The sequence below is a fragment of the Thauera sp. WH-1 genome (assembly GCF_047806685.1).
Taxonomy (GTDB): domain Bacteria; phylum Pseudomonadota; class Gammaproteobacteria; order Burkholderiales; family Rhodocyclaceae; genus Thauera.
This window is the reverse complement of sequence record NZ_JBLQGP010000009.1, coordinates 66,621-90,690: the sequence shown is the minus strand read 5'-3', so window position 1 is coordinate 90,690 and position 24,070 is coordinate 66,621. Positions and strand designations below refer to the sequence as shown.

Sequence of the window (24,070 nt, the reverse complement as noted above, 5' to 3'; positions counted from 1 at the left end):
GCGCTCGCTTGCCGAAATCACTTCTTGAATCTCGGGCAGCCCTTGCAGGGCTTGTCCTTCTTGCAGCACTTCTCGCTCATCAGGATCTCCATAACGGTCCCGCCCCAGGCCGGAACCGTCTCAGTGCGAAACGCGCGAGGCTTCGAGCGCTCGCTGTTCGCTCAGCAAGACATACGCACGCCCGAAGCCCAACTCCACCTCGACGGTGTCGATCGGGCCGAAGCCCGCCGCACCCTCGTAGCCGCGCACCGCTTCGTCGGGGCTCCAGCCGAACTCGAGCTTGGCCCCGCCACGCTCAAGCGACCGGCGTCATCGACGGCCATCGCCGCTCGGCGAGGGCCGGGGCGGAGCAGCTGGCCGGCAGGGTGGCAAGCACGAGCGGGCGCAGCCCGGATTGCGGAGACGAGATGATCATTCCTTTGCAGGAACAGGGAAAAAATGAACGGGCTGCCTTGTGAGCAGCCCGTGAGGAGAATGCGGCAACGACTCGGCCCTGCGCAGCGCGCGCCAAGGCCGATCGGCCGCTGCGCCCCACGGCGCGATGCGCCGACCAAGGGCTTACTTCACGACCTCGTCGGCAACCGACAGATAGGCGCGCCCATGCTTGATCACCGCGTCGCGATCGAGCTTCTCGGACGCCTGATGAACCTCCTCGAGTGTGACCGCGAGCGTGGACATTTCCTCGTTGATCTTCTTCAGTGCGTTCTCGAGCGTGTAGGTGAGCTGGTGCACGTCGGCCATGTCCGAGTCGGTGACCTTGCCCTCCAGGATCGCGCGCAGCTTGTCGTTGTACTCGGCGAAGTTGGCCACCGCCTGGGTCAGCGTCTCGGCCGGCTTGGCCTCGAAGTGGGCGGTTTTCGGCCCGCCGCCGGAAGCCCATGCCGGGCTGGCGAAGGCGGCGAGGACGACCGTGGCGGTCAGGATCAGACTTTTCATGTGCGCAATTCCTGTCTTTTCGATGCCCTGCCCGCCTGCCCCGAACCGGGACCGACCTGAGCGAGGGCTGAACATGCAGAATAGTAGCAGCAATGACAATCATTCCTATTTGCGAATTGTCAATGCCGCTGCTTTCCAACCCCTTACTTGTTGCGTCGCGGACATCCCTTGCAGGGCTTGTCCTTCTTGCAGCATTTCTTGCTCATCCTTGCCTCCTCGTCGATGCTCGGGATGTCATGACTTCAGCCTCAATGCAGCACGCCGCCGGCGCGCTCCTCGGACGCGGCCTCGCCGAGCAGCGCATACGCCTGCCAGTCGCCCACCAGCCGCTCCGCGCACTCGCGCACGCACGCGGGGATGCGGGGGTCGCGACCGATCATGTCGAAATGGCGTGCGATGGCCTGCGCGAGCACCGGCGATCGGCGTGCCGGAAAGCGCGACAGCATCTGCAGCACCGCGGCCAGCGCGAGCTCCGGGTGCGTATCGTACTCGGCGCCCTCGGCAGGCACCGCTGCCGGCCGGCTGGCGAAGACGTGCGCGCTCACAGCCGCACCGCGTAGTACTCGACGACCTGCTGCACGTCGACCGGGAACGGCACTTCGTCGGGCGAAGGCGTACGCGTCACCGTCGCCGCCACCGCGGCCTCATCAAAAGCCAGCCACTCTGGACGGCGCAGGGCCGGCTCGGCGAGCGCCTCGACGACGATTGGAATGCTGCGCGCACGCTCGGAGAGCTGGATGCGATCGCCCGGCCGCACGCGGATCGACGGGATGTTCACCGCCCGCCCGTTGAGCAGCACGTGCTTGTGACGCACGAGCTGGCGCGCCGCCACGGTGGTGGGCGCGAAGCCGGCGCGGAACACGAAGTTGTCGAGGCGGCGCTCAAGCAGCTCGAGCAGCTTGTCGCCGGTCGGCCCGCGGTCGCGCTTGGCCTCGCGGAACAGGCGCTGGATCTGGCGCTCGGTGAGGCCGTAGTTGAAACGCAGCTTCTGCTTCTCGATCAGCTGCACGCCGAAGCCGGATTTTCGCTTCGGACGCTGGCCGTGCTGGCCGGGCGGGTAGTTGCGCTCACCGAGCGGTTTGCGCGACAGGCCCGGCAGCTCGGTGCCGAGGGCACGCATCACTTTCAGGCGGGGACCGGTGTAACGGGACAAAATGTTCTCCTTCGATCAATTCGGTGACGGGAGGCCTGCAACGCAGGCGCGCAAAGAGCGCAAGCGAGGCCGCCTCGAAGTCGAGGACGCCGCTGGCGCGCCAGCGCTGCCGGGGATGTGCGGGCGGGAGATCGCTCGGTCGAGTGCTTCGCACGATGTCATCAACTCCTGATCCATGACGCTGGCGTCGAGATGGCGCAGTAGCAGCCCCGCCCGCTCGGCGGCGCGCGGACAGCCGGTCTCGAGGTAGCGAGACAGATGAGCGATCACCCCGGCGAGCAGCCGGGTTTGCTCCACGCTCGTATTCGGGCTCATGACGATCTCCGTTTTGCGAATCGTTCTCACTATTATTTAAGGTACAGACGATGTCAAGCCTCCCATCGGCGCCCCGAGAAGCTTCGCGAGACAGGCGCGATCACCAAGGCTTTTGAGCTAAATCAGTAAATCTAAACATGCGACCGATTATCATTCTCTGAGCAAACTCGTTTCCGGACCCCCGCCCCCATGGACTGCGCATCTTCGCTTTCCCCCGCCAGTGCTGCTCGCCGAGCTCGGGGTGCCGATGGTGATGGCGCTCAACATGACCGACGAGGCCAAGGCGCACGGGGTGACGGTAGACGCGCCGGCGCTGGCCGAGGCGCTCGGCGTGCCGGTGGTGGCCACGGTGGCAACCGGCGGCGAAGGCGTCGGCGCGCTCACCGATGCCCTGGCGCGCGCCGCGGTGCCGGCGCCGCTGCTGCGCTACGACCCGGCACTCGAGCGCGACATCGCCCGCCTGGAAGCGCTCATCCGCAGCGACTGCCCGCATCCGCGCCTGGCAGCCCGCGGGCTGGCGATCCTGGCCATCGGCCGCGACCCGAGATCGAGGCCTGGCTGGCCGCGCAGGCCAACAGCCAGCACGTGCGCGCCGTGCTCGCCGAACTCACCGCCGCCAGCGGACGCGATTCGCTCCCCCGCGCGCCTCGCGCGCGAACGCATCCGCCTCACCGCCACCCCCGCGGGCCGAATGGTGCGCATCACCGACTTCGGCGACGCGATCGACGCGCTGCAGCGCGAGCAGCTCCACGCCTATGGCCTGTCGGCCGCGCACGCGGTGAAGGTGCTGCAGCAGACCCCGATGACGGTGCTGCTGTGCGAGCACGTCGAGCTCGCCATCGAGCATGCGGTGGCCCGCCACATCTGGGCGGAACCGGCCTGAGTCGGAGACTCCGCGCGCCGGCCGCCGCGTGCGAGCAGGCTCGCCCGACGCCGCGACCTTCGCCGGCAAGCCCGCCCCTACAGGCGGGTGCGCCCGCGGACTGTTGCGGCCACCTCGGCCTCAGCTCCAGCTGACGGTGGCCGCCAGCAGGTAACCCGCCCCATACACCGTCTTGATGAACTTGCCGCTGTGTCCGCCCTGCTCGAAACGCTTGCGCAGGCGCGACACGCGCAGGTCGATGCTGCGGTCGAGCGCGCACACGTCGCGCCCGGCCAGCAGCTGCTCGCGCGACAGGATCTGGTTGGGACGCTCGAGGAAGGCGATCAGCAGTTGCGACTCGGCCAGGCTCAGCGTGTCTTCCACGCCCTCGGGCGACACCAGGCGATGGGTGGCGCGCTCGAAGGTCCAGCCGGCGAAGTGCGCGGTGTCCGGCGGCTGGGCGCCGGTGGCCGGCTCGGGCTGGTAGCGGCGCAGGATGCTGCGCACGCGGGCGATCAGCTCGCGCGGCTCGAAGGGCTTGACCACGTAGTCATCGGCGCCCAGCTCCAGGCCCATCACGCGATCATGCGTGTCGTCGCGGCCGGTGGCGATGAGCAGGCCGAAGCGGTGGCGGCTGCGCAGCTGCTGCAGCACCTCCATGCCATCCATGTCGGGCAGACCGAGGTCGAGAATGGCGAGATCAGGGGCCTGGGTGCGCAGCTGGCGCAGGAACTCGCCGCCGGTCGGGAACACGGCGCTGCGGTAGCCGAAGCGCTCCAGCGTGCTGCTGATCAGCCGTGCCACCGCGGCATCGTCCTCGACCACGTGAACCAGGGCCCGTGCCTTGTCGCTCAAATCCCAACCTCCGCGCATTCCGCTCTGGCCACGCTGGGCCTGCCCCTCGACGGGCGCACCGCGCCGGCTTCCAGCCGACGCCCCCGGACAGCAGCCGACGCCAGCCGCGCGATCAGGCGAGTACGGCGTGCAGCACCTCGACCAGGCGCGCCTGGGTGAAGGGCTTGTCGAGTACCGGCACCTCGGCGTCCTCGCGCCCGGCCTCGGCCCGCTCCGCATAGCCGCTCATCAGCACCACCGGCACCTCGGGCCGGAAGCGGCGCACGAAGCGCGCCAGCGCCCGCCCATCCATGCCACCGGGCATCACGATGTCCGACAGCACGAGCCCGATCGCGGGGATATTCTCGATCATGTCGGCCGCCTCGTGGCCACTTTCGGCCTCGAGCACCGCGCAGCCCAGGATCGAGAGCTGCTTGCGCACCACGTCGCGCACCTTGTCATCGTCCTCGACCAGCAGCACCAGGCGCCCCTCCAGCGACACCGCGGGCGGCGCCGCGCTCGTCGCTGGCACGGCCGCGGGCGCGGCCGCGCGCGGCGCCTGCGGCAGCAGCAGCGACACCGTCGTGCCCACCGCCTGCCGGCTGCGGATGCGCACCCCGCCGCCGGACTGCTTGATGAAGCCGTAGACCATCGGCAACCCCAAGCCGCTGCCGCGACCGAAGGTCTTGGTGGTAAAGAAGGGCTCGAAGACGCGCGCCAGCGTGGCGCCGTCCATGCCGGTGCCGTTGTCGGCGACGGCGATCTGCACGTAGCAGCCGGGCGGCAGTTCGATATCGTCCGCAGCCCGGCCCTCGAGGCACTCCAGCGAGCATTCGATGCGCAGCTCGCCGCCGTTCGGCATGGCGTCGCGCGCGTTGAGGGCGAGATTGAGCAGCGCGCTCTCGAGCTGGTTGGGGTCGACCAGGGCACGCAGGTCCAGGTCGCGCGAGGCAACCGAGATCGCGATCGTACTCGGCAGGGAGCGGCGGATCATGCGCGCCATGTCGAGCACGAGCTCGTTGACCTCGACCACCACCGGCGCGATCGGCTGCTGGCGCGAGAAGGCGAGCAGGCGCCGCACCAGGCCGGCCCCGCCCTCGGCCGCCGCCAGCGCCGGCTCGACGTACTCCGCCACCGCGGGATGATCGCCGAGCGCCTCAACCAGGCCCTGCAGGTTGCCCATCACCACGGTCAGCATGTTGTTGAAGTCGTGCGCGAGCCCGCCGGTGAGCTGGCCGATCGCCTCCATCTTCTGCGCCTGGGCGAGCGCGGTCTGGGTGCGGCGCTGCTCGGTGACGTCGACCGCGTGCACATAGCAGCCGATGACCTCGCCGTCCGGGCCGAAGTCGGGCACCAGGGTGCTGCGGGTGAACAGGATCTCACCGCCTGGGCCGGGCATGCTGTACTCGTAGCTCACCTGTTCGCCGGCGAGCGCGCGGCGCACCTTGTCCTCGACCTGGGCGAACACATGCGGGCCGATGACCTCGAGGATGGGGCGATCCTTCATCGCCTCGCTGGTGGTGCCGAACCACTGCGCGTAGCGCTTGTTGCCGTAGCGGAACACCCAGTCGTGGTCGAAATAGCCCACGTGCGCCGGGATGGTGTCGGTGATCTGGCGCAGGCGCAGCTCGCTGTGGCTGAGCCGCTCTTCGCCCGACGTGTGCTGATCCCGACTCATGTTCCTGCCGCTCCCCCCGCCCGCCGCCGCAGGCCCAAAACGCCCCATTCTATGTCCGCCCGCTGCGCCGGCAAGCGCAGGACAAGATTCAGTACATTCCCACGCAATTACAGACAAGATCTTTTGCCATTCTCCATACCCGACGGTATGGATGCCGGGCCCTGCCCGTGCATGCCCGCCCGATCACCAACCTGTTGCACATCTGGGAGTGGAGAAGGATGTCGAAGACTGCATACGAACAAGGACTGGACAAGAATCCGGCGAACTACGTGCCGCTGTCGCCGCTGAGCTTCATCGAGCGCACGGCCATGGTGTACCCCACGCGCACCAGCATCGTGCATGGCGCGCGCAGCGATACCTGGGCACAGACCTACGCGCGCTGCCGCCGCCTGGCGAGCGCGCTGGTCGCCCATGGCGTGGGCAAGGGCGACACCGTGGCGGTGATGCTGCCCAACGTGCCGCCGATGTTCGAGGCCCACTTCGGCGTGCCGATGACCGGCGCCGTGCTCAACACGCTCAACACCCGGCTCGACGCCGAAGCCATCGCCTTCATGCTCAAGCATGGCGAAGCCAAGGTGCTGATCACCGACCCCGAGTTCGCCGGCGTGATCCGCGCCGCGCTCGCGCTGCTCGACGGCGACAAGCCGCTCGTCATCGACGCGCTGGATTCCGAATATCCGGGCAGCGAGCGCGTCGGCACCCTCGAATACGAGGACTTCCTCGCCGGCGGCAACCCCGACTACCAGTGGCGCCTGCCCGCCGACGAGTGGGACGCGATCGCGCTCAACTACACCTCGGGCACCACCGGCAACCCCAAGGGCGTGGTCTACCACCACCGCGGCGCCTACCTGAATGCCGCCTCCAACATCATCAGCTGGGGCATGCCGCAGCACGCGGTCTACCTGTGGACACTGCCGATGTTCCACTGCAACGGCTGGTGCTTCCCGTGGACCCTGGCCGCCAACGCCGGCGTCAACGTCTGCCTGCGCAAGGTCGATCCGGCGCTGATCTTCGAGTTGATCCGCAGCCACAAGGTCAGCCACATGTGCGGCGCGCCGATCGTGTACGGGATGCTGATCAACGCCCCCGACGCGCTGCGCGCCGGCATCGAGCACAGCGTCGCCGGCCTCATCGCCGGTGCCGCGCCCCCGGCGGCGATCATCGAGGGCGCCGAGCGCATCGGCTTCGACATCACCCACGTCTATGGCCTGACCGAGACCTACGGCCCGGCCTCGGTGTGCGCCAAGCACCCCGAGTGGGACGCGCTGCCGATCGACCGCCGCGCCGAGCGCAACGGCCGCCAGGGTGTGCGCTACCACATGCAGGAAGCGATCACCGTGCTCGACCCGGTCACCATGGAACCCGTCCCCGCCGACGGCGAGACCATGGGCGAGATCATGTTCCGCGGCAACCTGGTGATGAAGGGCTACCTCAAGAACGAGAAGGCCACCAACGAGGCCTTCGCCGGCGGCTGGTTCCACACCGGCGACCTGGCGGTGATGCACCCGGACGGCTACGTCAAGATCAAGGACCGCTCCAAGGACGTCATCATCTCGGGCGGCGAGAACATCTCCTCGCTCGAGGTGGAAGAGGTGCTGTACCGCCATCCGGCGGTGATGACCGCCGCCGTGGTCGCCCGCCCCGACGCCAAGTGGGGCGAGGTGCCCGCCGCCTACATCGAGGTCAAGGACGGCGCCGGCGTCACCGCCGACGACATCATCGCCCACTGCCGCGAACACCTGGCGCGCTACAAGGTGCCCAAGCACATCGAGTTCTGCGTCCTGCCCAAGACCTCGACCGGCAAGATCCAGAAGTTCGCCCTGCGCGAGATGGCCAAGTCCGCTTCGGCCATCGAATAAGCATCCTGCAAGACCCCCGAGACCCGGGCGGCGACCAGCGTGCCGCCGTCCGGGCCTCCCCCGCATAACGACAATCAAGGAAGACAATTCATGCTGATCCAGCGCGAACACGGCGCCGAGCACCCGTACTGGCCGCTCGGCCCCTTCAAGGTCCGCCTGCCCTTCATCCACTATCGCTGGGAATTCCCGGAGATGATGCAGGGCCTGTTCATGTTCGTCGTCAGCCTGGCGATGATCCCCCTGCTGCAGAAGTACCTCGGCATGCCCTACGAGGCCGCGCTGGCCGGCTGCGTCATCGCCGGCATCGGCTACATGCTGCCGGCCCTGCTCGGCGTCCCGCTGGTACCGGGCTGGATCACGCCCGCGATCCCGGTCGTGCTGCTCTACCTGCAGAACTTCGAGCCCGGCCCCGACGCGGTGCGGGCGATGTTCGCCCTGCAGCTGGAGGTCTTCATCATCTTCCTGTTCCTGGGCGTCACCGGGCTGGGCAACAAGCTGGTCAAGATCATCCCCAACTCGCTCAAGAGCGGCATCATCATCGGCGCCGGCATCGCAGCGATGATGGGTGAGCTCAAGGCGGGCGGCCGCATCGACGCCACCCCGATCTCGCTGCTGATCGGCTCCATCGTGTCGGCCTACATCCTGTTCTCGCTGTCGTTCAAGCACATCGTCGAGACCAGCAGGATCGCCAAGATCATCTCCAACTTCGGCATGATCCCCGGCCTGCTGCTGGCGATGATCGTCGGCTGGGCCGTCGGTGAGTACCCCTTGCCGACCATCGAGTGGGGCATCACCCAGCCCGACTTCGGCCTGCTCGCCAAGCACCTGGTGTTCGAGGCCGGCGCGCCCAGCCTGGACATGTACCTGCTGGCGATCCCGACCGCGATCATCGCTTACGTGATCGCCTTCGGTGACATCCTGGTCGGTTTCACGCTGTGCAAGCGCGTCGACCACCTGCGTCCCGATGAGAAGATCGAGCTCGACGTCACCCGCGTACACCTGGTGACGGCGCTGCGCAACGGCCTGCATGCCCTGCTCGCGCCCTGGCCCGGCCTCGCCGGCCCGCTGTGGACCGCTGCCCACGCCACCGTCGCCGAACGCTATGCACTCGGCCGCAAGGCGATGGACTCGATCTATTCCGGTGGAGGCACCTTCTGGATCACCGGCATGATCGCCATCTTCATCCTCCCGCTGGTCACCATCTTCAAGCCGGTGCTGCCGATCGCGCTGTCGCTGACCCTGGTGCTGACCGCCTACATCTGCATCATGGTGGGCATGGAGGAGCTCAAGGGCTCGACCGAGCGTGGCGTGGCCGGCATCGTCGCGGTGACGCTGGCGATGCCCGACCCGAAGGCGACCGTGTACGCGGTGGTCGTCGGCCTGGTGCTGTACTGGCTGATCGAGCGCCCCAACGCTGCCCAGCGCGCCAAGACCGACCTGTCGATCATCGGCGACAACACCGCCGACATCGAGGCCGGCGACGAGCACGGCGTGGCACGGAAGTAAATCGCCGCATCGAACCGCGCGCTGCGCAGGGGCCAAGCCCCGGCGCAGCGCGACGACGAGGGGCTGGGCCGGTAGCCGACGCTACCAGCCCAGCCCCTTTCTCATGATCAGCAGCACCGACATGCCGAGGATGAAGGGCAGCCACGGGCTGCGCCAGCGCAGCGCCACTACGATCACCACCACACCTGCGGCCAGCTTGGGGTTGAGCGGATCGAAGCTACCGCCGTCGAGCAGCAGGTCGGGCATCACCAGCGCCGACAGCGCCGCCGCCGGTGCATAGCGCAGCGCCCGCTGCAGGGCGGGCGGCAGGCGGCCCTTCTCGCCGGCGAGGATGAAGCTGCCGCGGGTCAGGATCGTCGTCGAGCCGATCACCAGCAAGGTCAGCCACAACCACAGGCCTTCGCTCATCACGCCCGCGCTCATCGTGCCGCCCTCCGCGCCAGGACGCGCTCAGCCATGAAGCCGGCGCCGATGCCGAGCGCGATACCCGCGATCAGACCAAGGCGCAGCGGCAGCTCGCGCAGCAGCACCGCCCCCAGGCCGCCGACCAGCGCCGCCACCCACATCGGCCGCTCGCGCAGCATCGGGATCATCATCACCATCAGCGCGATCGTGGTCATGAACTCGAGCGACCAGTCGCGTGGAATCACCCCCGCCCCGAGCACGCCCACCAGCACGCAGCACTGCCACAGGCCCCAGCCGTACAGCGAGGGCACGATGTAGTAGCCCCAGCGCCACTGCGCATCGTCGGCGCGGCGCAGCTTCTCGGCGCCGATCGCGAACATGCCGTCGACCAGCAGGTAGCTCGAGGCCAGCCGGCGCATGAAGCGGTGGCCGTGGAAGGCCGGCGCCAGCGCCGCGCTGAAGATGACGAAGCGCAGGTTGAGCACCAGCGCGGTGAGGAAGATCAGCCACAAGGGCGCCCCGCTGGCGATCAGCGGCAGGGTGCCGAGTTGGGCGGTGCCGGCATACACCAGCAGGTTCATGCCCATGGCTTCGAGCGGCGACAGGCCGATCGAGCGCATGGCGATGCCGGTCACCATCGCCCAGGGGACGAGACCGACCGAGATCGGCAGAAAATCGCGCATGCCCTCGCGGGCACCGCAGCGGAAGGACGATTCCATGAGGCCGGGCTGCAAAAGCGCTCGAGCATAGCAGCCCGCCCGCGTGTCTGTCCGCCGGACCCGCGGGGAGAGGCTCAGAAGCCGAGGGACTCGCCGGCGCCGAACAGGGTGGCGATGCCCAGGCCGAGGAAGATCGCCGCGGCGATGCCATGCACCAGCTTCACCGGCATGCGCGCCGCCGCGCGGTCGCCGAGCAGCACCGCCGGCACGTTGGCGATCATCATGCCCAGCGTGGTGCCTGCGACCACCGCGACCAGGGCCTGGTACTGCGCCGCCAGCGCCACGGTGGCGACCTGGGTCTTGTCGCCCATCTCGGCGAGGAAGAAGGCGATCACCGTCGCGCCGAACACGCCGAAGCGCGGCAGTTTGGCGTCGTCCTCGTCGAGCTTGTCGGGGATCAGCGTCCACACCGCCATCGCGATGAAGGACAGACCCAGCACCCAGCGCAGTGTGTGCGGCCCCATCAGCGTGGTCAGCCAGGTGCCGACGGCCCCGGCAAAAGCATGGTTGGCCAGGGTGGCAACCAGGATGCCGGCGATGATCGGCCACGGCCGGCGGAACTTGGCGGCGAGGATGAAGGCGAGCAGCTGCGTCTTGTCGCCGATCTCGGCGAGGGCGACGATGGCGGTGGAGATGAGGAAGGCGTCCATTCGATTCGGTTCCTGGCCGGTTGACAACCCATGACCCCGCGCCACCCCGGCCATCGACGGCAGCAGCAGGATCAAAGGTCTTGCCAGGTCCATGAACCCGTGCGCACCACGGCCTGACGGCCGAGCATGTTGACACGCACCCCTCCCGCACTCCGGAGGGCGGCTACTCCCCAATGACGGCGCGGATTCTAGCCGAGCCCGCTCACAGGGTCAAAGCGAAGTCGCCAAGCAGCCAACAAACCAATGCGCCGATTCGCCAATCCGCCGATTCGCCGATTCGCTCCCCGGACAAGCCACATCGCACCGGCCCCAGCCCGGCTTGCCCAGCCGCGGGATATACTTGCGCCGTATCCCACATATCAGGGCGTCGCTGATGACCACGAGCACCGTCTTTACCAACAACCGCAGTCAGGCCGTGCGCCTGCCGGCCGACATGCGCCTGCCCCCCGACGTGAAGCGGGTGGATATCCGCGCGCGCGGCGTGGAGCGAATCATCGCGCCGGTGGGCCATACCTGGGACTCCTTCTTCATCGACGGCCCGCAGGTTGCCGACGACTTCATGGAAACCCGCGCCAGCCAGGAACAGCAGGAACGCGAGGCGTTTTGATGTTGCGCTACCTGCTCGACACCCACATCGTGATCTACGTGATCAAGCGCCGGCCGCTCTCTGCGCTGGCCTTGTTCAACGAGAACGCGAGTCACATGGCGATCTCGTCGATCACGCTCGCGGAATTGATGCATGGCGCCGAGAAAAGCAATGCGCCGACGCGCTCGCTGGCCGCGGTCGAGGATTTCTGCAGCCGCCTTGAAGTGCTGGCCTACGGGCTCAAGGCGGCAATGCACTATGGCAACATCCGCGCCCAGCTTGAATCCCGCGGCCAGACGATCGGCGTCAATGACCTTCACATCGCCGCTCACGCACGCAGCGAGGGTCTGACGCTGGTGTCCAACAACCTACGCGAGTTCGAACGCGTGGAAGCGCTGCAACTGGCGAACTGGGCGATTTGAGTGGAACTGGAGGCCAAGTGGGAACGCCCCCTTGACGATTTGACGGCGCGCTGCAGGGACACGCACGGGCTGTTCCTTCCGGGGCTGCGGAACTCGCTGCGCTCGGACAGGCCTCGTCTCTCCAGCAATACCCCCCGCCTCCCCTATCGCCTGCGCTGCATCGCCATCCGATACACCAGCGGCACCGCGAACAGCGTCAGCACGGTCGAGAAGCCCAGCCCCCACACGATGCTGGCCGCCACCGGCCCCCACATCAGCGACTTGCCGCCCAGCCCGATGGCGAGCGACAACAGCCCGCCGATGGTGGTGGTCGAGGTGATCAGGATCGGCACCACGCGCCGGCGCGCGGCATAGATTGCTGCGTGCTGCACGCTCATGCCGGCCTCACGGCGCTCGTTGGCGGCGTCGATCAGCACGATCGCCGAATTCACTGCGATGCCGGTCAGCGCGATCACCCCGTACAGGGTGTATAGCGACAGCGGATTGCCCGACGCCAGCAGGCCGAGCACCACGCCGGTGAAGGCCAGCGGCACGGTGACGAGGATGATGAAGGGCTGCCAGTAGCTGCGGAACTGGGTGGCGAGGATCAGGTAGATCAGCCCCAGGCCGAGCAGGAAGAGCTTGCCCATCGAGTCCAGGCTTTCCTGGATGTCCTCCAGCTCGCCGGAAAAATCCAGCTCGACGCCGGGGTATTGCGGCTGCAGCCGCGTCCACGCCGCCTTCAGGCGATTGTTCGCGTCCACGGTATCGATCTGCTCGCGGTCGAGCTCGGCCTCGACGGTGATCGCGCGCGTGAGCTGGTAATGGCGGATGTAGCCCTTCGACAGCCGCAGCTCGTGGTCGACCAGCTCGCCGAGCTGCACGCTGCCGCCCTGCGCCAGCGGCACCACGCGCTGCAGCAGCTCGGTGACGTCGGCAAAGGACTCGCTGCGCGCGCGCACCACCACCTCCACCTTCTCGCCCGCATCACGCGTGGTGGCGACGATCTCGCCCTCGCCGTACAGGCGCAGCAGGCGCGACACCTCGTGCGGGCTCACCCCGGCGCGGGCCAGCTTCTCGCGGTTGAGCAGCAGGCGCATCTCGTTGCGCCCGGGCACGTCGTCGTCGGTCAGGTCCGTCACCCCGGGCAGCCGCGCCGCCTCCTCCATCAGGGCATCGGCGGCGGCGCGCAGCACGGGATAGTCGTCCGATTTCATCTTCACCGAGATCGGCTTCGCGGTCGGCGGCCCGCCCTTCATCTCCATGAAGGAGTAGCTGGCCTCGCCATCGAGCGCCACGATCAGCGGCCGCAGCTCGGCGATGATGTCACCGGTGTCGCGCATGTCGCCATTGCGCGGCAGCAGCGACACCAGCACCTGCGCGTACTGGTCGCCATACACCGGCTCGGTGTCGGTGAACTTGAGTCCGGCGTAGCTCACCACCGATCGCAGCTCTTGCTCGCCGATCGCGCCCGCGACCACCGCGGCCGCGCGCTCGGCGGCGGCCAGCGTGCGCTCGGGCGTGACGCCGGCCGGCATGTCCACGCTGACGTAGAACAGACGCATCGAGTCGAAGGCAAAGAACTGCACCTTCACGAAGCCGCCCGCCACCGCGCCACCGGCGCCCGCCATCACCAGCAGCAGCACGGCGAGCGCGCTGCGCGGCCGGCGCAGCACGCCGACCAGGCCGAGTGCGTACTTCACCCTCAGCCAGTGGGTGAAGCGCTCGCGCAGCCGCTGCGCCCGCGTCGGTCGCAGCGAGGACTGCAGCCCCAGCGCCAGGATGTGCGTGGGCAGGATCCAGAAGGCCTCGGCCAGACTCACCAGCAGGCCAACGGTGACGACGAAGGGCACGATGAACATGAAGCTGCCGAGGATGCCGGGCAGCAGCATCAGCGGCAAGAAGGCGGCGATCGTGGTCAGCACCGCGGCCAGCACCGGCAGGCCGACCTCGCGCACCCCGGCCACCACCGCCTCGCGCGGCGCCTCGCCGCGCTGCAGGCGGTAGTAGATGGCCTCGACCACCACCACCGCATCATCGACCAGCATGCCGAGCGCGATCACCACACCGAGCAGCACGGTGAGGTTGAGGGTGGAGTCGATCAGGTCGACCGCGATGAAGGTGCCGGCGAGCGAGAACGGCACGCCCAGCGCCACCAGCAGCGCCAGCCGCGAACCGAGGAAGATCCAGCACATCAGCAAGACCGCAACAAGGCCGAACAGCGCGTTGGACTCCATCACCCCGATCGCATGGCGGGTGGCGTGCGTCTGGTCATCCACCACGGCAAGCTGCAGGCCCTGGCCGGCGAGCAGCAGGTTGCGCTCGGCAGCGAAGCCCTGCAGGCGCTCGACCAGTTGCAGCGTGTTGGTGCCGGCCTGCTTGGTCACCGACAGCATCACCGCCGGCCGGCCGTTGTAGCTCACCAGCTGGTTGGCGCGCTCATGGCCGCGTACCACCGCCGCCACCTCATCGACCGCCACTCGCCCCTGCGGCGTCACGATTGCCGCCTGGGCGAGCGCCTCGGGGTCGGGCGTCTTGCCCTCCAGGCGCACCAGCCACTCCCGGTCCTGCACGCGGATACGCCCGGCCAGGGTGTTGCGGAACCAGGTCGCGACCCCGTCCGACAGTTGCACCGGCGACAGCCCGGCGGCCGCCAGGCGCGCAGGATCGAAGTCCACCTGCAGTTGCGGATCGTCGAAACCGGCAGCGATCACCTGGTCGACGCCGGCCAGTCCCTCGATGTCCTTCTTCATCACGAAGGCCGCCCGACGCAGGTTCTCGCCGCCGCTGCCATGCAGCACCAGGATGGCGGTGGGAAAGCCGTTCGAGCTCGTGATCTCCAATACCACCGGGTCGGTGGCATCGGGCGGCAGCTCGGCGGCGGCCTTGTTCTGGATCTCGCGCCGCAGGTCATTCACGCGCTTGTCGAACACGCGCTCGGAGAGCTCCTCGAAGCGCACCAGGATGGAGGACACGCCCTCGCGGCTCGATGAGGACACGAAGCGGATGTTCTGGACCTGCTTGATCGCATCCTCGAGCGGACCGGTCAGCTCGCGCTCGATGTCCTCGGCCGAGGCGCCGGGCAGCGTGGTGATGATGCTGACCCAGTTGAAGTTGATTTCCGGGTCCTGCGCCCGCGGCATGGTCAGGTAACTGAACAGGCCGCCGAGCAGCACCATCAGGAAGGCGATGTTGGCAAGCGGGTGGTTGTCGATCAGCCGCCCGTAGAGCGCCTTCACTGCGCGCCTCCACCCGCGCCCTCGGGTGTGCCGGCACTGCCGAGTCCGAGCGCGAAGCGCCCCTCGTCGATCACCGCCGTCGTCGGCGGCCAGTCGACCGCCACCGCGCGCCCAGCCTGGGCCTGCGGCAAGGGCACGAAGACCGCCACCCCGTCACGCGCGACCCAGGCGCCGAGCATGCCCTCGTGCTGCTGCACGTAGCCCGGCGGCAGGTGCGGCACGCTGCTGCGCCAGCGCAACTCACCGGCCAGGCCCGGCGGCAGCGCCGCACCCCCGTCCAGGATCACCTCGCGCGCCTGGCCGGCGGCCTCGAGCACCGGCGACACGCGACGCAGCGTCAGCGCCTGCACGGCTTCGCCCGCTACCAGTTGTAGCTCGACCGCGGCGCGCAGGCTGTCCACCTGCGCCGCCGGCACCCGCGCCCGCACCTCGGCGTCGGCGCTGGCGGCAAAGCTCAGCAGCGCCATGCCCGCTGTCGCCAGATCGCCCACGCTCGCCAGCCGCTCGCGCACCACCCCGGCGAAGGGCGCGCGGATTACGCAGCGCGCCAGCGCCAGCTCGGCCGCCGCCAGCGCGGCGGCGGCGGCGGCACGCTCGCTCTCGAGCACGCCCACCTCGGTCTCGCGGATGCGCAGGCCGTCGGCGCTGATGAAGCCGCGCCCCGCCAGCGCCCGTGCCTGCTCGAGCTGGGCACGCGCCAGGCGGATGCGGCTGTCGACGAGGTCGCGCTGGGCGCGGGCGCGCTCGACCTCGATGCGGTAGGCGGCGGCATCCAGACGCACGAGTTCGGCGCCGCGCGCCACCGTCTCGCCCTCGCGCGCCGGCATCGCAATGATGGGTGCCGACACCTCGGCCGCGAGCCTCGCCTCCTCGCGCGCATGCACGGCAGCCGGGGCGCGGAATTCGGGATACCACGCGATGTCGGCGAGCGGACGCTGCGTCCACTGGGCGGCGCCAACACCGGCGGGGGCGAGGATCGGCAGCAACAGCAGCAGGACGGTGAGGATTCTCATTGCAGATCGCGCGGTGGTTTGGCGAATGTGTTGCCGAGGCTGCGACCGCCCTTCGTCAGCAAGCCCTGCGCCGCTCAACCCTGGTCGATGACGCGAAAACCCAGTGTGGGCGCGGTGAAGTCGTCCGGCGTGGCGCCGAGCCCGATCTCGCCCTCACCGTACAGGGTGCAACTGTCGCGGCGCAGAATCACCGGCGCCGACGAGCCGGCGAAGCGGACCCAGCTGCCGTTGCTGCTGAAATCGGTGATCACGCACTGGCCACCCGCCCATTCCACGCGCGCATGGCGGCGCGACACCCGCGGATCGTCGATGGGAAAGCCCGCGCCCTCGCCACGACCGATGATCAGCGGCCCGTCGTCGGCGTGGAGTTCGACATGCTGGTCGAGGCGGTCGATATCGATGCGCTGGATCAGCGCCGGGCCGTCGATGAGCTCCTGATAGCCGAGCAGCGTGGTCAGGGTGGTTTCGGCGCTGCGCGCAAAATCCACCCGCCACACCCGCATCGGCTCGGCCTTGCCCTTGATAGTGATGCGATCGAGGCTGTGACAGGCGATGCGCATCGGTTCGGGCAGGCTGGCGAACACCGCCTCCCCGATCAGGGTCTCGCCGGCCTGGGCGCGATCACTCAGGCGCGCAGCGACATTGACCGCATCACCATAGCAATCGCCGTCGTGCTCGACGATGGAACCGCGATCGACGCCGGTCTTCACGCCCAGCGGTGCGCGCTGCAACTCGACGCTGGCCAGCTCCTCCAGCACTTCCTGCATGCGCGCCGCCGCCTGCACCGCGGCCATCGTGTCGTCGAACAGCACGAGCACGCCATCGCCCAGGTACTTGACGACACGGCCGCCGGCAGTGGCCAGGTGACGGCCGAGCGCGTGCGTGCACCGGGTGACGATCTGCGTCGCCGCCACGTTGCCCGCCTTCTCGAACAGTCCGGTACTCCCTGTCAGATCGGCAAATACCACAGTCCTGACCGATTGCTCCACGCGTCTCCTCGTTCTTGTCCCGTCCGCGCGCAAGAGGCCTGCCCACGGGCGGGTGGACTGGCGATTCGCTGCATCGCGGAAAACGAGATGCTAGCACTAAGCCCTGAGGACGTCATCGCCGGCACAGGGGCGCCGGAGCGGGCCAGGGCCTATGCAGACGGCAAAAGGAGGGGGCTCAGCTCACGCCGATCTCGCGCAACGCCTCGGCCAGCATCGGGGCCACGCTGATGGCATTGCTCGGGTGGGCGATGCAGTCCGTGCTCCACACCGCGCCCACGCCGGCGGCATGGATCAGCTCGAGCGCGTCGTCGGCGAACAGCGCGTGGGTGACGGCGACATCGACCGACACCGCGCCCGCCGCGCGCAGCACGCTGGCCGCACGCGCCAGCGTATGGCCCGAGCTGGCGACGTCATCGAGCAGCACCACCGCACGTCCGTGCACGGCCGCGCCGGCCGGCAGGGCGATGTCCACATTGCGGTCGTCGTGCCGGATCTTGTCGCACACCAGGTAGTCCAGGCCATGAGGCCGGGCCGCGGCCTCGACCCATTGGCGCGATTCGGCATCGGGCCCGACCAGCAGCGGGCGTTCGCGGCGCTCGAGCGCCACCTTGGCCAGCAGCGCGGCGCCCGACAGGGCAAGCGCATGCGGCACCGGGATCGCCTCGGCCAGGGAGTCGATGCGATGCAGGTGCGGGTCGACGGTGATCACCCCGTCGAACAGGCCCGCCAGGAACTCACCGACGATGCGCTGGCTGACCACCTCGCCGCTGCGAAAGGCCTTGTCCTGGCGCATGTAGGCGAGATAGGGCGCCACCAGGGTGAGGTGCTGCGCGCCCAGCCGGCCCGCGGTGCGCGCGACCAGCAGGAGTTCGAGCAGCTTCTCGTTGGGGCGGTGCAGGCTGCGATACAGCACCACGTTCGGTGGCAGCTCGGCCGGCAGGCGCAGGCGCAGTTCGTCATCAGGAAAGCGGTGGCGCTCGATCTCCGCCAGTTCCAGACCGACCGCCTGCGCCAGGCGCATGGCTTCCGCGGCCTCGTCCTCGAAATGCAGGAGCACGGTGTCTTTACTCATCATCGGCGCAAGACTACACCCCTGCCTGCCCCCCTTGAAGCGCCTGCAGTCGCACGGGCGCGAAGGATTTCACGCCTCGTGGGCGACCGTGCGCGGGGGCGGGCGCACGATGCCCGTGTGCCCGCCCTCAACGCAAGGGCACGGGTTCGTCCGCCTGCGCTTCGGCGAGGAAGTCGCTCACCAGCCGCGCGAAGCGGGCCGAGTGCTCGATCTGGGTCCAGTGCCCGCAGCGGCCGAAGACATGCAGCTGCGAGCGCGAGATCAGCTGCGAGAACTTGAGCGAGGTCGACAGCGGAATCACCTGGTCGTCGCGGCCGTGGATGATCAGCGTCTCATGCGGCAGCGCGGCGATGGCGGCCTCCGGGCTGGTCATCGCATCGACCCAGCGCTGGCGCGGCGCCGGGAACATCGCCGCGAAAGCTTCCTGGAAGCCGGGCTGGATGCTGGCCTCGTAGCGCAGCCGGGCAAGCTCGTCGTTCACCAGGCTGCGGTCCCAGGCGAAGTAGTCCATGATGCGGCGCATGTTGGCGATCGAGGGCGTGTAGCCCCACACCGCGTCCAGTCCCTCGGTAATCGGGAAATGCACGCCGACCGCGCCCATCAGCACCAGCCGGCGCACCCGCTGCGGATGGCGGATCGTCAGCGCCACCGCCAGCGCGCCGCCGAAGGAGTTGCCCACCAGGTCGGCCTGCTCGATGTCCAGCGCATCGAGCAGGCCGACCGCCTGATCGACCCAGGCGTCCATCGTGTACTGCTGGCCGGCAGGGCGCTCGGTGAAGCCGAAACCCACCATGTCCGGTGCAATCACGCGCGCCTGCCTGGCCAACTCCGGCATCACCAGGCGCCAGTTGGCCCACGCCGACACGCCCGGACCCGAGCCATGGATCATCAGCAGCGGAAAGCCTTCACCGACGTCGTGATAGTTGGTCCGAATGCCGCCAGCGACGACGCTGCGACCGATCTCGGGGCTGTTCATGGTCATTTCCTCCCGTCTGAAATGGGGGCGCTCGCGGACGAACGGAGCGCCGGGGACCCGAAGTGTCGCCGAGAAGGCAGCGCGAGACAAACGGCCCCACCAAGGATCGGTCGCGCACATGCCGGCAAGCGCGCACTGCGCGAACGCATCAGCGCCTTGCGTGCCTTCGTCCGCGCACGCGCCGGCACGATGCGCTGAGATTGCGAAGCCACGCAGACACGCGGTTTGACAAAGCCCCGCAGGGGAACTAAACCAAATAGCACAGAAGAATAAGGCGCCGCTCAGCGCCAGCCAGCGAGACGCACTCAACCAACCAAGCCGTGACTGCCCACGGGAGGCCTGCATGCCTGATGCCCTCTCCCAGGCCGCCCTCAATGCCCTAGGGCTTTCCATTCATGGGCTGCTCCCGGGCGACTCCCCCGCGGGCCTGAACCGCTCGCTGCTCATCGAGGCGCGGCGTGTGCGCCCGCTGGGGCTGGGGGGCTATGTCGGCAATCATGTCGAACCCGAAGGCGCCCTCCTCGGGCGACGCCTGGCCGCACGCGTGAGCATCAGCATCGGCGGCGGCAACGAGGCCAATGCGCGCGCCCATGCCGGCAGCCTGGCGGAGCAGTTGCTGTGCCTGTCGCGCGGCGAACGGCTGGCGGCCGGCATCCTTCGCCTCGAGCGGGCGGACAGCAGCGATGCGCGCGTCATCATCTTCGACATCGACTACGAGTTCATCAGCACCCCCACGACAGCGGAGGGCGTGATCAGCGATCTCGTCCTCGACATCGCGCCCGACGGCTGAGCACCCGGACGCCAACAGCGCACCACGCGCCCCGGCGCGCCGTGCGATCGAGAATGCCCCGCGCGGGGCGCCTACACCCCCAGCGGGGAACCAAGGAGCGGGCGATGGAAGAGAACTTTGCGGAACAGATCGTTCCGGGATCATTCATCCGGGTACAGGCAGAGGGACTGATCGCTCCCAAGGGCGTCAGCTTCGGCAACGTCGGCATCGTCGGCACGGCGGCGGCGGCCGAAGGGGTGGCCGACGCCATCGGCCAGACCCACATCCTCGGCAGCATGGAGGACGCCGCCAAGCTGTATGCCGCCGCCGACGCGCTCAGCGCCGGCACACTCAACCTGATGCGCGGGCTCGCCCTGCTGTTCGCCAACGGCGCGCGCACCGTGTATGCCCATGCGCTCGCCGCCGGCGCCGACCAGGCCGCCTTCGCCAATGCCACGGCCGAACTGCTCAAGGACACGGTCAACATCCTGGTCGCGCCCGAACTGGCCACCGCGACCGCGCTGCAGGTCCTGCCGGCAGCGGTCAACAGCGCCGAGGGCGATGGCAAGGACGTGATCACCGTGATCGGCTCGGACGCAAGCACCGTGACCGCCGTCACCGATCAGGTCGCCGCCAACAAGCGCGTGGTGCTGGTCACCCCGGGCCTGCGCACCTACGACCCGGCCGCCGGCGCCATGGTCAGCCTGCCGGGCAACTACACGGCGGCCGCGATGGCGGGCCTGATCGCCAGCCTTGCGCCACAGGCCAGCCCCACCAACAAGGTGTTCGCCGGCGTCACCGAGCTCACCACCCGCTACAGCTACGGCCAGCTCAAGGCCCTGCTGCAGGGCAACGTGTGCGCGCTGGAAGACCGCCAGGGCATCCGTGTCGTACGCGGCATCACCACCGAGGGCGAGGCCTTCGCGCAGATCACCACGCGGCGCATCGTCGATTACGCCAAGGCCGGCATCCGCCAGGTCGCCAACCCCTTCGTCGGCCGGCTCAACAACGAACGCGTGCGCACCGCCCTGCACGGTGCGCTCGACAGCTTCCTGACCACCATGGTGGTGGACGAGGCCCTCACCGGCTACCAGCTCGAGGTCAAGGCCACGCGCGCCGACGAGGTCGCCGGCCGCTGCATCGTCAATGTCGCCATGCAGCCGACCTTCAGCATCGACTACATCCGCGTGACCCTCGCGCTGTCCTGAACGCGCAGGAAAGGAGACCGACATGCCATCCGCCGCCAACACCCGTGTTTTCACCGGAGCCGACGGCTCCATCCTGCTCGCGCCCGCCGGCGAAGGCCCCGAGGGCGCCGCCGCGGGCGCGGTGATCGAGGGCAACGACCTCATCCAGGTCGGCCGCGTCACCGGTGTCACCGTCCAGGTCAGCTCGGCGATCCGCCCCTTCCACGAGATCGGTCAGCGCTACGCCAGCGAGCTGCGCTCGGGCAACGTCAGCGTGCGCGGCCACATCGACCGCGCCTGGCTCAACGGCGCGCTGCTGCGCCTGCTGCTCGGCGAAGCGAGCGAGCAGCGGCCGCGCAGCTCCTGGTCCCAGCCCGCCTTCAACATCACGCTGATGGCGGAAAACGCCGCGAACCCCGGCACCAAGTCGATCGTGACCCTGCACGAGGTCAAGCTCGAGCAGTGGAACCTGACCATGCCCGAGGACGACTTCGTCATGGAAGGGGCCGACTTCCAGGCGCTGTACGTGACCGTCCGCGACGAACGAGGCTGAGCCCATGAGCATGGCAGCAGAGGCGCGACTGCAGGCTGCCGGCGCGGCGCCCGAGGCCTACCTCGGCGCCGACGAGCTGCTCGCCGGGAGCGCCGCGACCTACGACATCGAGGTGCCCGCCGCGCTGATCGAGGCAGGCCGCAGCGGCTTCGCGGGACGGGTGCAGATCCGCCCGCTCACCGTGCGCGACCTGCAACTGATCAGCCGCGCCGCGCGCGACAGCGACAGCCTGGCCGGCGCGCTGATGGTGCACGCGGCGCTGCAGTTGCCGGCGCTATCCCTGCCGCAGGTGTCGGCGCTGCCCATCGGGCTGATGGAGTTCCTGCTCGCCGAGGTCAACCGCGTCAGCGGCCTCGCCGCCGCCCCCGCCGCGCTGGAAGAGGCCGCCGAGCAGCCGATCGCGCGCGCCGCCCACGTGCTCGCGCGCGAATTCGGCTGGACGCCGCAGCAGATCGGCGAGCTCACCCTCGGCCAGATCCTGCTCCACCTGCAGATGCTGCGCGCGGAAGGCGGGCGCCATGGCTGATCCGCGCCGCCTCGCGGCCGCTCTTGCGCCCTTCCATGAGGTCAGCAAGCACCTGCAGGCGACGCAGGCGCGGTTGTCCGCGCTGCTCGCGGCCGTTACGGGCGAGGCGGCGGCGCGCACCGGCAATCTCGAGCGCCTGCCCGCGGCGGCGCGCTTCAACCCCTTTTCCGTCGCGGTGCCCTTCAACCCCTTTGCCGTGCTGCCGAAAGTCGTCAACGCGGCGAACGCCGCGGACACCGGCGCCAAGGAGGGTGGACAGCGCGCCGACACGGTCAGGCGGGCGGCGGCGGCGGCCGCTGCGCGTCCCGCCGCAGCCGGAAGCGCCGCCCTGGCGGGCCTCGCCAGCGCCGCGGACAGCCTTCGTCAGGCGCCGGGCCGGGCGTCCGATCTCCCGCCGTCCGCCGCAGCGCTGACCCCTGCTGCCGCGGCCGCGCGCACTGAAGCCGGTTGCACGCTGGCGCGCACGGCCCCATCCAGCACAGCCGCTGCAGCGGCCGGCGCAGGCAGGGGTGCGGCCAGCGCACCTTCGGTCGGCGAACTCATCGAGGCCTTGCTCCAGGGCCACGCCGGCCCCGTCGCGCGCCCAAAGGCTGGCCGCACTCCCGCGCGCACGGCCCGATCGGGCGCCGCCGCAGCGGCCGGCGCGGCCAAGTCTTCGTCCAGCGTGCAGTCGGTCGGCGAACTCATCAATACCGTGCTGCAGGGCACCGCCTCTGCCACGCGCCCCGAGGCCGGCCGTACGCCCGCCAACGCGGCCCGCTCCGGCGCCGCCTCAGCGGCCGATGCGGGCAAGGCTGCGGCCAGCGCACAGTCGGTCGGCGAACTCACCGGCGACCTGCTGCAGCGCCACGCCGCCCCGCGCCCGGCAAGCCGCCCGACCGCGAACGCGCAGCCCACGGCGAGCGCTGCCGACGCCCGCGCTGACCTGCAACCCGCCACCGACACGCTGCGCACCCTGGTCGCGCCGCCGTTCCTGCACCCGCTCCCCGACCCCGGTGCCGGCCCTGCGGGGGCGGGCGCGCCGCGCGCATCCGAACGCCGGCCGCTGCTGCGCGCGCCGTCCCGGCTGCTCGGCACGCCAGCGCCCGGCGCGCAGGCCAGCGCCGCAGCGCCAGCCACTGCCAAGGCCTGGACAGCCGCCGCTGAACCCGCATCTGGCCAGCCCGCACTCGGCCAGCCCGCGGACCTCGCCGCCGGGCTCGAGCGCCTGCTGCGCGAACAGGCCTGGCTCCGGGGAGTGGACCTGACATGAGCCTCACGCCCATGCTCGCCGACTGGGAACTGCCGCGCGTGACGCGGCTGGAAACCCTCGAGACGCGTGACTTCCTCGAGCTTCCCGTCCCTGGACGGGCCGGCAGCCTGTTCCAGGACCTCGAGCGCCGCCCGGCGCGCATCGTCATCGAGGGCTCGGTGTTCGGCAGCGAGGCCGGGCTGGATCTGCTCAATTCGGTGCGAGAGAAGTACCTTGCCGGCGCGCCGATGACCTTCGTCTCCGACATCGTCACCGGCACCGACATCCAGCACGTGCTGCTGCAGCAGGTGCACATCCAGGCCGAGGCCAGCGCCCCCGACCAGATCGACTATGCGCTGTGGCTCATCGAGTCGCCACCCCCGCCGCCGCCGAGCGACATCCTCGGCGGCATCGACACCAGCCTGCTCGACCAGGCGGCCGGCCTGCTCGACGACGCCATGGGCGCGCTCGATGCGCTGCAGGCGCTCGGCAACATGCCCGAGCTGTCCGACCCGACCGGCCCGCTCACCGGCATCCTCGGCGACACCGGCCCCGCCATCGGCCAGCTCGGCAGCATCGGCGCCGGGCTGCGCGACCTGCTGGAGTAAGCG

Annotated in this window: 26 protein-coding genes and 1 riboswitch; of the genes, 11 read left to right on the top strand and 15 right to left on the bottom strand. The window is 69.4% G+C overall.

Features of this window, described 5'->3' with window-relative positions; all coding sequences use genetic code 11:
- Positions 1 to 120 precede the first annotated feature (120 nt).
- The 5 genes from ACMV5O_RS10865 to ACMV5O_RS10845 form a co-directional block, all read right to left on the bottom strand.
- A complete protein-coding gene (locus tag ACMV5O_RS10865) occupies positions 121 to 249 on the bottom strand; it encodes a hypothetical protein (protein ID WP_416163483.1) in 129 nt (42 codons plus the stop codon).
- 309 nt (positions 250 to 558) lie between these two features.
- Positions 559 to 936 carry a DUF6746 family protein gene (locus ACMV5O_RS10860; RefSeq protein ID WP_416163482.1) on the bottom strand — a complete coding sequence of 126 codons (378 nt, stop codon included), beginning with the start codon at positions 934 to 936 and terminating at the stop codon, positions 559 to 561.
- 248 nt (positions 937 to 1,184) lie between these two features.
- The gene (locus ACMV5O_RS10855; protein ID WP_416163481.1) at positions 1,185 to 1,481 is read right to left on the bottom strand and encodes a hypothetical protein; all 297 of its coding nucleotides are present in this window, start codon (positions 1,479 to 1,481) and stop codon (positions 1,185 to 1,187) included.
- On the bottom strand, positions 1,478 to 2,089 hold the full coding sequence (rpsD, locus tag ACMV5O_RS10850) for a 30S ribosomal protein S4 (protein WP_416163480.1): 612 nt from the start codon (positions 2,087 to 2,089) through the stop codon (positions 1,478 to 1,480). Before rpsD ends, ACMV5O_RS10855 begins: the two co-directional genes overlap by 4 nt.
- A gap of 15 nt (positions 2,090 to 2,104) precedes the next feature.
- On the bottom strand, positions 2,105 to 2,404 hold the full coding sequence (locus ACMV5O_RS10845; RefSeq protein WP_416163479.1) for a hypothetical protein: 300 nt from the start codon (positions 2,402 to 2,404) through the stop codon (positions 2,105 to 2,107).
- Between the two features lie 220 nt (positions 2,405 to 2,624).
- Here ACMV5O_RS10845 and ACMV5O_RS10840 point away from each other — a divergent pair, with 220 nt between their 5' ends.
- On the top strand, positions 2,625 to 3,287 hold the full coding sequence (locus ACMV5O_RS10840) for a FeoB small GTPase domain-containing protein (RefSeq protein ID WP_416163478.1): 663 nt from the start codon (positions 2,625 to 2,627) through the stop codon (positions 3,285 to 3,287).
- Between the two features lie 120 nt (positions 3,288 to 3,407).
- Here ACMV5O_RS10840 and ACMV5O_RS10835 read toward each other — a convergent pair whose 3' ends face one another.
- On the bottom strand, positions 3,408 to 4,139 hold the full coding sequence (locus ACMV5O_RS10835; protein WP_416163477.1) for a response regulator transcription factor: 732 nt from the start codon (positions 4,137 to 4,139) through the stop codon (positions 3,408 to 3,410).
- Between the two features lie 94 nt (positions 4,140 to 4,233).
- A complete protein-coding gene (locus tag ACMV5O_RS10830; RefSeq protein ID WP_416163476.1) occupies positions 4,234 to 5,778 on the bottom strand; it encodes a PAS domain-containing protein in 1,545 nt (514 codons plus the stop codon).
- A gap of 218 nt (positions 5,779 to 5,996) precedes the next feature.
- On the opposite strand from ACMV5O_RS10830, the gene ACMV5O_RS10825 reads away from it, so the two are divergent.
- Positions 5,997 to 7,637, top strand: a complete 1,641-nt coding sequence (locus ACMV5O_RS10825) for an acyl-CoA synthetase (RefSeq protein ID WP_416163475.1) — start codon at positions 5,997 to 5,999, stop codon at positions 7,635 to 7,637.
- A gap of 90 nt (positions 7,638 to 7,727) precedes the next feature.
- Positions 7,728 to 9,143 carry a solute carrier family 23 protein gene (locus ACMV5O_RS10820; RefSeq protein WP_416163474.1) on the top strand — a complete coding sequence of 472 codons (1,416 nt, stop codon included), beginning with the start codon at positions 7,728 to 7,730 and terminating at the stop codon, positions 9,141 to 9,143.
- A gap of 81 nt (positions 9,144 to 9,224) precedes the next feature.
- Here ACMV5O_RS10820 and ACMV5O_RS10815 read toward each other — a convergent pair whose 3' ends face one another.
- The 3 genes from ACMV5O_RS10815 to ACMV5O_RS10805 form a co-directional block, all read right to left on the bottom strand.
- Entirely contained in the window at positions 9,225 to 9,566 is a 342-nt protein-coding gene (locus tag ACMV5O_RS10815; protein WP_416163473.1) for an AzlD domain-containing protein, read from the bottom strand.
- On the bottom strand, positions 9,563 to 10,267 hold the full coding sequence (locus ACMV5O_RS10810; protein WP_416163472.1) for an AzlC family ABC transporter permease: 705 nt from the start codon (positions 10,265 to 10,267) through the stop codon (positions 9,563 to 9,565). The genes ACMV5O_RS10815 and ACMV5O_RS10810 overlap by 4 nt, the downstream gene beginning before the upstream one ends.
- Before the next feature lie 74 nt (positions 10,268 to 10,341).
- On the bottom strand, positions 10,342 to 10,917 hold the full coding sequence (locus ACMV5O_RS10805; RefSeq protein WP_416163471.1) for a TMEM165/GDT1 family protein: 576 nt from the start codon (positions 10,915 to 10,917) through the stop codon (positions 10,342 to 10,344).
- Between the two features lie 7 nt (positions 10,918 to 10,924).
- Positions 10,925 to 11,105, bottom strand: a riboswitch (yybP-ykoY riboswitch).
- Between the two features lie 185 nt (positions 11,106 to 11,290).
- Between ACMV5O_RS10805 and vapB the strand changes: the two genes are divergently transcribed.
- Both vapB and vapC read left to right on the top strand, forming a co-directional pair.
- Entirely contained in the window at positions 11,291 to 11,524 is a 234-nt protein-coding gene (gene vapB, locus ACMV5O_RS10800) for a type II toxin-antitoxin system VapB family antitoxin (protein ID WP_416163470.1), read from the top strand.
- Positions 11,524 to 11,925, top strand: coding sequence for a type II toxin-antitoxin system tRNA(fMet)-specific endonuclease VapC (gene vapC, locus ACMV5O_RS10795; protein WP_416163469.1), 402 nt, complete (start codon positions 11,524 to 11,526; stop codon positions 11,923 to 11,925). The genes vapB and vapC overlap by 1 nt, the downstream gene beginning before the upstream one ends.
- Before the next feature lie 143 nt (positions 11,926 to 12,068).
- Here vapC and ACMV5O_RS10790 read toward each other — a convergent pair whose 3' ends face one another.
- From ACMV5O_RS10790 to ACMV5O_RS10770, 5 genes are all read right to left on the bottom strand, one after another.
- Complete coding sequence (locus ACMV5O_RS10790; RefSeq protein ID WP_416163468.1) at positions 12,069 to 15,143, bottom strand: efflux RND transporter permease subunit; 3,075 nt, start codon at positions 15,141 to 15,143, stop codon at positions 12,069 to 12,071.
- Positions 15,140 to 16,156, bottom strand: a complete 1,017-nt coding sequence (locus ACMV5O_RS10785) for an efflux RND transporter periplasmic adaptor subunit (protein ID WP_416163467.1) — start codon at positions 16,154 to 16,156, stop codon at positions 15,140 to 15,142. Before ACMV5O_RS10785 ends, ACMV5O_RS10790 begins: the two co-directional genes overlap by 4 nt.
- 74 nt (positions 16,157 to 16,230) lie before the next feature.
- The gene (locus ACMV5O_RS10780) at positions 16,231 to 17,145 is read right to left on the bottom strand and encodes an adenylate/guanylate cyclase domain-containing protein (RefSeq protein ID WP_416163466.1); all 915 of its coding nucleotides are present in this window, start codon (positions 17,143 to 17,145) and stop codon (positions 16,231 to 16,233) included.
- Positions 17,146 to 17,320: 175 nt separating this feature from the next.
- On the bottom strand, positions 17,321 to 18,217 hold the full coding sequence (locus ACMV5O_RS10775; RefSeq protein ID WP_416163465.1) for a ribose-phosphate diphosphokinase: 897 nt from the start codon (positions 18,215 to 18,217) through the stop codon (positions 17,321 to 17,323).
- A 127-nt stretch (positions 18,218 to 18,344) separates the two neighbouring features.
- Positions 18,345 to 19,199 (bottom strand): alpha/beta fold hydrolase, encoded by an 855-nt coding sequence (locus ACMV5O_RS10770; protein WP_416163464.1) that lies wholly within the window; start codon positions 19,197 to 19,199, stop codon positions 18,345 to 18,347.
- A gap of 337 nt (positions 19,200 to 19,536) precedes the next feature.
- Here ACMV5O_RS10770 and ACMV5O_RS10765 point away from each other — a divergent pair, with 337 nt between their 5' ends.
- The 6 genes from ACMV5O_RS10765 (at position 19,537) to ACMV5O_RS10740 (ending at position 24,067) form a co-directional block, all read left to right on the top strand.
- Positions 19,537 to 19,983: a hypothetical protein gene (locus ACMV5O_RS10765; protein WP_416163463.1), complete on the top strand. Its 447-nt coding sequence runs from the start codon at positions 19,537 to 19,539 to the stop codon at positions 19,981 to 19,983.
- Positions 19,984 to 20,087: 104 nt separating this feature from the next.
- Positions 20,088 to 21,170, top strand: a complete 1,083-nt coding sequence (locus ACMV5O_RS10760) for a phage tail sheath C-terminal domain-containing protein (protein ID WP_416163462.1) — start codon at positions 20,088 to 20,090, stop codon at positions 21,168 to 21,170.
- A 22-nt stretch (positions 21,171 to 21,192) separates the two neighbouring features.
- Complete coding sequence (locus tag ACMV5O_RS10755; RefSeq protein WP_416163461.1) at positions 21,193 to 21,702, top strand: hypothetical protein; 510 nt, start codon at positions 21,193 to 21,195, stop codon at positions 21,700 to 21,702.
- Between the two features lie 4 nt (positions 21,703 to 21,706).
- Positions 21,707 to 22,228, top strand: coding sequence for a hypothetical protein (locus ACMV5O_RS10750; protein WP_416163460.1), 522 nt, complete (start codon positions 21,707 to 21,709; stop codon positions 22,226 to 22,228).
- Positions 22,221 to 23,480, top strand: a complete 1,260-nt coding sequence (locus ACMV5O_RS10745; RefSeq protein ID WP_416163459.1) for a hypothetical protein — start codon at positions 22,221 to 22,223, stop codon at positions 23,478 to 23,480. The genes ACMV5O_RS10750 and ACMV5O_RS10745 overlap by 8 nt, the downstream gene beginning before the upstream one ends.
- Complete coding sequence (locus ACMV5O_RS10740; RefSeq protein WP_416163458.1) at positions 23,477 to 24,067, top strand: hypothetical protein; 591 nt, start codon at positions 23,477 to 23,479, stop codon at positions 24,065 to 24,067. The genes ACMV5O_RS10745 and ACMV5O_RS10740 overlap by 4 nt, the downstream gene beginning before the upstream one ends.
- Positions 24,068 to 24,070 lie beyond the last annotated feature (3 nt).